This is a genomic window from Marinicrinis lubricantis (assembly GCF_042658665.1).
GTDB lineage: Bacteria > Bacillota > Bacilli > Paenibacillales > KCTC-33676 > Marinicrinis > Marinicrinis lubricantis.
Map to the genome: position 1 here is coordinate 19,415 of NZ_JBHSQV010000152.1, position 8,808 is coordinate 28,222.

At 43.1% G+C, this 8,808-nt stretch carries 10 protein-coding genes and 1 pseudogene; 7 read left to right on the forward strand and 4 right to left on the reverse strand.

Going from position 1 to position 8,808, the window contains the following annotated elements; genetic code table 11:
- Nucleotides 1–10: 10 nt before the first annotated feature.
- Complete coding sequence (gene murI, locus ACFPXP_RS12010; protein WP_379894466.1) at nt 11–787, forward strand: glutamate racemase; 777 nt, start codon at nt 11–13, stop codon at nt 785–787.
- A 104-nt stretch (nt 788–891) separates the two neighbouring features.
- Here murI and ACFPXP_RS12015 read toward each other — a convergent pair whose 3' ends face one another.
- Nucleotides 892–1,206 (reverse strand): hypothetical protein, encoded by a 315-nt coding sequence (locus ACFPXP_RS12015; RefSeq protein WP_379894467.1) that lies wholly within the window; start codon nt 1,204–1,206, stop codon nt 892–894.
- A 170-nt stretch (nt 1,207–1,376) separates the two neighbouring features.
- Here ACFPXP_RS12015 and ACFPXP_RS12020 point away from each other — a divergent pair, with 170 nt between their 5' ends.
- From ACFPXP_RS12020 to ACFPXP_RS12035, 4 genes are all read left to right on the forward strand, one after another.
- A complete protein-coding gene (locus ACFPXP_RS12020) occupies nt 1,377–2,144 on the forward strand; it encodes a TSUP family transporter (RefSeq protein WP_379894468.1) in 768 nt (255 codons plus the stop codon).
- 193 nt (nt 2,145–2,337) lie between these two features.
- Complete coding sequence (gene thyX, locus ACFPXP_RS12025) at nt 2,338–3,048, forward strand: FAD-dependent thymidylate synthase (RefSeq protein ID WP_379894469.1); 711 nt, start codon at nt 2,338–2,340, stop codon at nt 3,046–3,048.
- A gap of 136 nt (nt 3,049–3,184) precedes the next feature.
- Entirely contained in the window at nt 3,185–3,727 is a 543-nt protein-coding gene (locus tag ACFPXP_RS12030; RefSeq protein ID WP_379894470.1) for an NADPH-dependent FMN reductase, read from the forward strand.
- A 149-nt stretch (nt 3,728–3,876) separates the two neighbouring features.
- Nucleotides 3,877–4,224, forward strand: a complete 348-nt coding sequence (locus ACFPXP_RS12035; RefSeq protein WP_379894471.1) for a hypothetical protein — start codon at nt 3,877–3,879, stop codon at nt 4,222–4,224.
- 85 nt (nt 4,225–4,309) lie between these two features.
- Here ACFPXP_RS12035 and ACFPXP_RS12040 read toward each other — a convergent pair whose 3' ends face one another.
- Together ACFPXP_RS12040 and ACFPXP_RS12045 are read right to left on the reverse strand one after the other, a co-directional pair.
- The gene (locus ACFPXP_RS12040; RefSeq protein WP_379894472.1) at nt 4,310–4,924 is read right to left on the reverse strand and encodes a DUF2306 domain-containing protein; all 615 of its coding nucleotides are present in this window, start codon (nt 4,922–4,924) and stop codon (nt 4,310–4,312) included.
- Nucleotides 4,925–4,948: 24 nt separating this feature from the next.
- Nucleotides 4,949–5,383, reverse strand: coding sequence for a DUF2269 family protein (locus ACFPXP_RS12045; RefSeq protein ID WP_379894473.1), 435 nt, complete (start codon nt 5,381–5,383; stop codon nt 4,949–4,951).
- Between the two features lie 251 nt (nt 5,384–5,634).
- Here ACFPXP_RS12045 and ACFPXP_RS12050 point away from each other — a divergent pair, with 251 nt between their 5' ends.
- Together ACFPXP_RS12050 and ACFPXP_RS12055 are read left to right on the forward strand one after the other, a co-directional pair.
- Nucleotides 5,635–6,321, forward strand: a complete 687-nt coding sequence (locus ACFPXP_RS12050) for a response regulator transcription factor (RefSeq protein WP_379894474.1) — start codon at nt 5,635–5,637, stop codon at nt 6,319–6,321.
- Nucleotide 6,322: 1 nt separating this feature from the next.
- Nucleotides 6,323–7,648: a sensor histidine kinase gene (locus tag ACFPXP_RS12055; RefSeq protein WP_379894475.1), complete on the forward strand. Its 1,326-nt coding sequence runs from the start codon at nt 6,323–6,325 to the stop codon at nt 7,646–7,648.
- 285 nt (nt 7,649–7,933) lie between these two features.
- On the opposite strand, the pseudogene ACFPXP_RS12060 reads toward ACFPXP_RS12055, so the two are convergent.
- Nucleotides 7,934–8,674 (reverse strand): annotated as a pseudogene (locus tag ACFPXP_RS12060) (MFS transporter); the annotation flags it as partial.
- Nucleotides 8,675–8,808: the final 134 nt, after the last annotated feature.

An 8,808-nucleotide genomic window follows, 5' to 3' on the forward strand; every position in this document is an offset into this window, starting at 1 on the left:
AGTGAAATGTGTGAGAATAGGATTTTTTGATTCGGGTATAGGCGGAATCACGGTATTGCATCAAGCATTGCGCTTTTTACCGAATGAAGATTATCTCTTTTATGCGGATACCTCGCATGTTCCTTATGGGGAAAAGCCAAAGGAAGAGGTAAGGGAATATATTTTGGATGCTGCCGACTTTATTGCGAAGCAAGGTGTGAAGGCACTTGTCATAGCATGTAATACGGCAACCAGTATCGCTGCAGCAGAACTGCGCCAAAAATATGATTTCCCGATTATCGGAATTGAACCGGCTGTAAAACCAGCTGTACAGACGTGGGAACAAAAAAGAAAAAAAGTTCTAGTTCTGGCGACGAGCTTAACGCTGAGAGAGGAAAAGTTCAATCATCTCGTTAAGAGCCTAGAGCACCATGATATCGTTGACAGCTTGCCTCTTCCGGGACTCGTCAGTCTTGCGGAGAATTTTCAATTCAATAAAGAGAACGTCATTCCCTACTTGAAAGAGCAGCTGTCCTCATTGGATGTGAACCAGTATGGAACGGTTGTGTTAGGATGCACTCATTTTCCTTTTTTTACAAATCATTTAAAGAGGCTATTTCCTGAAGATGTGGACTTCATTTCCGGCAGTATAGGGACAGCCAAAAATGTAAGGCGTATTCTTGAGGCAAGGAACCAGTTGGAAGACGGTACAGGCGATATTGTGTACTATCAATCGGGAGTCAGGGCCAAAGATCAAGACACGTTGGCAAAATACAACAGGCTGCTGGCGATGCTGGATGAATTGTAAAGCGAGGGATATCCCAGGGTGAATAACGCCGCATTCAACATTGCTGCTTGCGGCTTTTTGGCGTGCTGTGCAATATCTTTTGCAGTTTCCAAAGGGTCATTTATTTATATAGAAATCAAAGCGGCAAATATGAATGCGAGGAATAACGCACCCAATAAAATCATGATTCGAATACCCACGCGCATGAGCCAAGGCTTTTTGACGATACGATCATTGATGTATTCCATAAACAGAGCGCCGCCTGATATGAAAAGGACCAAGCCGTTAAAAACGTAATCCCCTATAGATTTGGGCTTGGGGGTGAAAGAAGAGATTCCTGTTTTGCTCCTCATGACTTCGTCTCGAGGGAAAACCGCCATGATGAGTGCCATAACGAATTGCAAGGTCAAAAACGCCAACAAAATCTCATGAAGTGCCATGCTGCCTCCTATGCTTAAAAGCCATTCATTCTTAACCATTGACTTATAATCATCTCATCCCATCATACCATGAAGGGTCCCGCCAAATCATACCAGCAAAGGAAAGATAGATTGTTCATTTTCATCGGAGTAAAATAAGGCTATTGTTTATTTTTTGGGGGGCTCTTTCTTTGGATGACATCAGTGTGCACATACTAATCCTATTAATAAGCTTCGGTTTCCTGGCTGCCTTCGTAGATTCGGTCGTTGGGGGAGGGGGTATTATTTCAGTTCCCGCGCTGCTGCTGACGGGTCTGCCACTGCCTGTCGTGCTTGGAACGAATAAATTGGCTTCATCCATGTCCTCATTCACGAGCACAATCACCTTCGCCAGGTCAGGTAAAATTAATTTTCGCTTCGTTGCCTGCTTGATCCCTTTCTCATTCCTGGGGGCGGTACTAGGGGCTTATATGGTAAGACACGTCCCTGCATCGTTTCTAAAGCCTCTCGTCATTTTTTTATTGATCGGGGTAACGGTTTATACGCTGTTGAAAAAAGACTGGGGCAAGATATCCACTTTCTCAGGGATTACGAAGAAGCGTCATATTTTCAGTATGCTGACTGCCTTCGTTATTGGCTTTTATGACGGATTTTTCGGACCGGGTACAGGCTCGTTTCTCATTTTCGCGTTTTTGTTTCTCGGGTATGATTTTGTTACGGCTGCAGGCAATGCGAAAGCGTTGAATTTTACGAGCAATGTGGCGAGCTTGATGACATTTATCGTTTTGGGTTCCGTAAGTTATGTTCACGGAATTGTGATGGGAGCAGCGATGATCGCCGGAGCATGGGTCGGTTCGCGTCTTGCGATTCGCAAAGGATCAAGCTATATCCGTCCTTTATTTATCGCTATCACGGTGATATTGATTGGCAAGCAGCTGTGGGACCTCTCATGCTCATAGATGTCTTTGTGATGATTTAAGTTTACCCTAATAAGCCGTCCGGTGGGGACGGTTTTTTCATATGACTCATATAACAAGGATTTGAATAACAAAAGCTGAGGGAATTTAGTCTGAAAATCGTGACGTTCGTAGCAGAGGAAATCATACATGGGGACTCGAAATGTTGTATATCTATGTATAGGGGGAGCTTCAAATGGCGATGATGAAAGTACTAAATGAAGGATATGTACGGCTCGTAGATCATATGGGAACGGATTTGACCGTTGTCAATGCGGCTCGCGTTTCTTATGCGAAGGAATCGCTTGAGTTAAGCGATAGGGACGTGAGACTGATTCAGTTCTTAGCGCGGGAAGGACATACTTCACCTTTCCGCCATGCGATATTGCAGTTCGAGCTGTATGCACCGCTCATGGTATGCAGGCAGTGGTGGAAATACGTCGTAGGATCTGCACATTATGAAGGAACGGGCGACAGTCTGGAAGCGTGGAATGAATCGAGTCGCCGCTATATCACCGAGGAGCCTGTATTTTATATTCCACAGCAGCACGAATGGAGATCAAAGCCGGAAAATTCTAAGCAGGGCAGCGGCGATGCGGTAGCATGGGAGCTTGGCGAGAAGCACATGAGAGAGCTGATGGAATATGTGGAGCTGGGTCTTACTAAATATGAAGCCGCCCTTGCAGACGGCATCTGTGCGGAGCAGGCGAGATTGTTTCTTCCGGCGTATGGCATGTATGTTAGGTGGTATTGGACGGCTTCACTGCAATCTGTCGCACATTTCCTCGCTCAACGGTTGGAGCACGATGCGCAGAAGGAGATCCAGGATTATGCGAAAGCGATTCTCGAGCTGGTAAAGCCGATTTTTCCCGTGTCGCTGGATCAGCTGGTGCCAAGTCAGGTGTAAATCAGAGGAATAATATAGTATTTTCATATAAATTATCTTGACGTAAATGAATATAAAAAATATAATTACTTACGTAAAGTAACCTACTATACTATCGTGTTATACAATAAGTACATATTGGAGGAGGAACAGTACAATGGCAGATTTGAAAATTGGGATTATTTTAGGAAGTACGCGCCAAGGACGTCTCAGCCCGCAGGTGGGTGAGTGGGTGAAAGGCATCGCAGACAAACGCGGTGATGCACAGTATGAGATCGTAGATATCGCAGATTACAAATTGCCGTTTCTTGGTGAAACGGACGGTACGGAGCCAGGCATTAAAGCATGGTCTGAAAAGCTGGCCAGCTTAGATGGATTCGTATTTATTGTGCAAGAATACAACCACAGCATTACCGGTGCATTGAAAAATGCAATCGATTTTGCACGTGAAGAATGGAATAACAAAGCAGCGGGGATCGTCAGCTATGGTTCCACAGGCGGTGCGCGTGCAGCCGAGCATCTGCGCGGTATCTTAGGAGAATTGCTGGTAGCGGATGTACGTGTGCATCCAACGCTGTCGCTGTTCACTGACTTCGAAAACTTTACGACGTTCAAACCAGCTGATTTGCATTTGGACAATATGAACGCAATGCTGGATCAATTAATCGCATGGAGCGGCGCTTTGAAAACATTGAGATAATACCAGCAGCATCTGCACATTCGTAGGAAGAGCAGCAGTCTATCGCGGCACCGCTTGGGTGTCACAAAGGCTGCTGCTTTTATGTTTTAAAGGTCCTAATCCGATTCCCTCCCGCATATACATCGGTGATAGAGGGAGTGTGAGCACGTTTGGAGACGAAGGTAGAACGATATTTTTTGCTGAAACAGCAGCAGAAGGAGCTCGAGCAGGAGCTGTCGCAGCTGCGGGCGGAAATTGTGGAGCGTTGTATAGCGGAGTCCTCTTCCGAGCTGAAAGTTGGAAGCTATCAGGTGAAGATTGTTCATCAGAAACGCAAAGAGTTCGATGAGCAAAAGCTGTTTGAAGCACTTCCGGATCTCGAAGTGTGGAAACTTCTTTCGAAACCGGATGCGTCAAAGATTGCAGGCTTGGTCAAGCTGAAGGTCATCCCGGAGGAGAAGCTGAAGGATACGTATCAGGTGAAGAACGTTACCTTACTGCAGGTAGAAAAAATTTGATCTAGCTGATGAATCCCCCGCTTTTTAGAGCAGGGGATTTGTTAATATCACCGATTTCTTCAAATAAAACATTAATAATATCCAATTATATAAATACTTTTTTTCGTATCATGGTTTCTGCCATGCATAAACTGATCACCCAGCATAACCATACAGCAATTGTGTAGGAAGTACCATATGAAAATTGCAAGGCATTGTGCGAAATGGCCACAATGATGTAGATGAACATATTGGCAAAGGCAAGAAAGAAGCTTCTTGACATCCATGAACTATGCTGTATCACGTTTTTTCTTCTAATATTGATATAGCCTAGAATTGTTGTACCAAACCATAGTGTATTTAAAACGAGAAATCCAATGGTGCTCAACCATCCTCCTGTTGCAAAAAAAGAAACGTAAACACCAGGGATAAAATTTAACAAAATAGACAGCGCATAGACTCGACCATTCCAACGATGAAATTGGATAGAATTAATTCGTAATTTCTTGATCACACCCAAGGGTCCGGTGATAAGGGAGATAATAGCACAAATGATATGTAACCTGATCATAATCATCCACAACGATTCGTTAGTTAAAACGCCATCTTTTTTAGCAAGAAAATCCTGAAAAGTGGGATCAACCATGAAGTTTTTTGAAAATGTATGCATGACCCACATGAACGACACGATTAAAGAAATGATCCAAATGTTCTTTTTCATTTATCGTTATCCTTCCTCTTATTTTTAGGCGAAAAAACTACGATTTGTCATAACAAAAATAACAGTTAAAATAAGCACAAATGTAAACCAACCGAGTGTATTAAGTTTGGCCTTATTTCGTTGTAACGCATTGTCAGGATCCTCTGCAAGAATGACTCGTTTCAAGTTATTTTGTATCATACCTATCACAGCACCAATCAGCATAAGCAGGATAAACGATAGCACCACCCATAACAATGAAGGATAAGTGGCATATCCCATTACCATCCATCCTCCTGTAATGATTAACAAAATTAATGCATAATGGCCGAAGCGGGTAAAGCCTACCCATGTTTTAAGAGATGTTTTTAATTCATTACCTGAACGTAAAAAAAGAGATTTAAACGCAACTGGAAAAGCTAGAAAACTACCGAGCAATAAAGCACCTATTACATGAACAAATACAATCAATGAATACATAACTACAGCTCCATTCTTAAGAAATACGATGGAGGCGAAACACTTTATTTATAGTGAATATTCGCCGATCATTTCATAATTAAAGAATAACCTTCAAGTGTCTCAAATGATGGTACAAAAAGGTCACAAAACAATCACGATTCATCACAAAAGGGTGATGTGAAGTCATTGTTGAAACAGTGATATACTGAAAGTAGATTTCGATGGAAGGTTCGTTTCTTTAACTAGAATCGAAGGGAAGGTAGGATTTTGTGAAGGAAATACAGACGATTCTGGTTGTGGATGATGACAAAAGCATTGTCGAACTATTAAGAGACTTCTTGGAGAATGACGGTTTCTATGTAAAAACTGCTTATGACGCCGATCAAGCACTGTCCACACTTAAACAGGTTACAATTGACTGCATTATTCTTGACATCATGATGCCGAGACAAAATGGTTTCGAGTTCTGTCGGCAGGTACGAGAGGAAAGTAACATTCCTATCCTCTTCTTGAGTGCCCTCAGTGATGATGTAGATAAAATTCGCGGGCTGGCACTTGGCGCGGACGATTATATCGTTAAAACCGCATCTCCGGGTGAGATTATTGCCCGAGTGAAGGCTGTATTACGACGCTCTGGTTCCCAGAAGGGATTTAGCAGGAGGATCTTGGATTACGGTGGCCTCACTTTGGATTTATCCACAAGAGAAGTATTTGTAGAGGGAAGATGCATCTCACTTACACCAAAAGAATATGAATTATTGCGACTGTTTGCCGAGCATCCGCAAATTGTTTTTACATATGATCAATTACTTGAAAAATTTTGGGATGGAATTGGCGATAAACATACTGTCCGCGTCCATATTAGCCGCCTACGTGAGAAACTTGAGTCCGATCCAAACGAACCAAAATATATATTCAATGTCTGGGGAATAGGCTACCGTTTTAAAGGAGAATAAAATGAGATCAATTCGCATTCGTACATTTTCTATTCTCAGTTTGCTTTTACTCTTGATGTTGCCATGGGTATTTTACGTAACGGCCCACTTATTAACAACAAAATCACTCAGTTTCGATACGAATGAAGCTCAGAAAGAAGATTTAAAAAAAATGAGCCACTTCATTGAAACAAATACAGAAAACTGGTATGACCCCAAATGGCAAGATGATTTAAGAGGAAAGTTACAAGCATTGGACATGGGTGTAGAAATTTTAACCGAATCAAATCAAGAAATTTTTCGATTTTCCCCTGAGGAGGATCGCTCATTTACGCGAGCGGAACAGTTTTCAATTATGCAAGATGGGCTCCTATTTGGGAGAGTAATGATTTTTCAGCCGAACCCAAGAGGGGTTCAGATGATTGTGGCTTTTATAGGATTATTGCTAGCTTTTTTTATCGTCGGTTATGTCATGCGAAGGTTCATTCTCAAACCGCTTGAGAAAATGAGCCTGGCCGTCCGACAAGTCGCAGAAGGAGATTTGGAAGTTCAATTACCTATGTCCCCGATTAAAGAAATTACCGAAGTATATGGCGGAATTCAAATAATGACAGAAGGTCTCCAACAATCGATGCAAAAACAAGTGGAATTGGAAGAAGAACGCCGATTTATCATTGCTGCAGTCGCCCACGATTTACGGACACCATTATTCGCCTTACGAGGCTATTTGGATGGTCTTGAGGAAGGAATTGCTGATTCTCCAGATAAACAAGCAAGGTATCTGTCAGTTTGTAAGGAAAAGTCAGCACAATTGGCCCGTCTTGTAGAGGAGCTTTTTACATTTACAAAGACGGAATATTTGGAGGCGGATCTCAAAAAAGAAACGGTGAATCTTCCGATTTTATTAAAGAAGTCGATTGATAGCCTGAATCCACTAGCTAAGCAAAACAACATCTCTATTATGGCAAACTATTTTGGGGACGATTGTATGATCATCGGCGATCCATATTTATTAGAGCGTGCAATAAATAACTTATTGGATAATGCCGTCAGACATACACCACACGCTGGTGAAATTTTTATCCAATGCTATAAGGACGGTAACAGAGTGCTCTTTACTGTTCAAGATACGGGGAAAGGTTTCTCTTCAGAAGAGATTCATCGTGTTTTTGACCCACTATATCGTGGCGAAGCATCACGAAATCGTTCAACCGGAGGGGTCGGGTTAGGGTTGACTATTTCAAGAAGGGTCGTTAGACGACACGGGGGTGACCTTGTCGTAGATAACCATCCAGAAGGTGGCGCACTGATAAAAGGTTGGATACCAGCACACTGTTCTAATGCTTGATAACCCTTATCTTAAAATAAAGTGACCTCAAATAAACCTTAGCAAGCCAGTTTCAGCTTAAGTTAGAGCCTAATCTTGAAAATAAATTAATCAAATAGGCCCTCAAACTGTTACAAGTTAAATTTTAATAGGATCATCTTTTGGGATGTTATGTTCTTCTACACGATAACTCGAATTAACGCTATCTGAACATTTTTCGGCAAAAGGCGGAAACAGGGCATACATCCTAATATATAAATACAACCCATTCGCGAATATGAATGGGCTGTAGACGTCTCCTGCCTATTATTTTTTCACCGGCTGCGGAGATAAGAAGGCCATAAGGGCGCCAGCGGCCCAAATTACCATCGATGCGATGAGGATGATGGAATAGGAACCGGTCTGATCATATACAGCGCCGAACGCAACCGGTCCGAGCGCGGAGCCGACAACGGTTGCCGCTGTCGTCACGCTTTGAATGCTGCCTAAATGCTGCCTTCCGTAATAATTGGGCCAGATGATTCCAAGAGGAATATTCATGAAGCCCTGCGCGGCACCCCAAGCAATGGCGAACCAAAAGACCATGACGCCGCCTTCTGCATAGAGAAGAAGCATCGGAGCGATCATATTCAGCAGAAAGGTGATCCCGAGCATCGCATGTACTTTTACTTTCTCCGAAATAAATCCCGATGCGAGCGAGCAGACGAAGCTGACCATCGGTACTAAACTGAGAATGAACGCCGTCGTTGACCGATCAACACCTTGTTCGTCCATAATCGAAAACAATTGAAACGTAATCCCCGTATAAATCGCCGCAGGAATCGCCATACAGATCAGTACCAGCCAGAACGCTCTGCTTCTAGCTGCTTCGGTCAGCGTCCAAGACTGCTCCTGAATGACAGGGGTCCCTTCCGTATCGTCCCTAGAGGCTGCTGCCCGATCCGGAAGCAGTCCGACATCCTCCGGTTTATTCCTCACCAAATAATAGGTGACCGGAACGAATACAATGAGCAGCATCAAGCCTAACACCCTCCATGCGGTTTGCCAATCGTAGGTGGATAGGCTACACTTAGTTGGACAGAAAAAATAAGGGCTTGTAGAATAAAGCTATTACACTAAGGGAGCGGATCTCTACAATGTCCAAACAACCACGCCGCACGTTTACAAGCGAATTCAAAAAA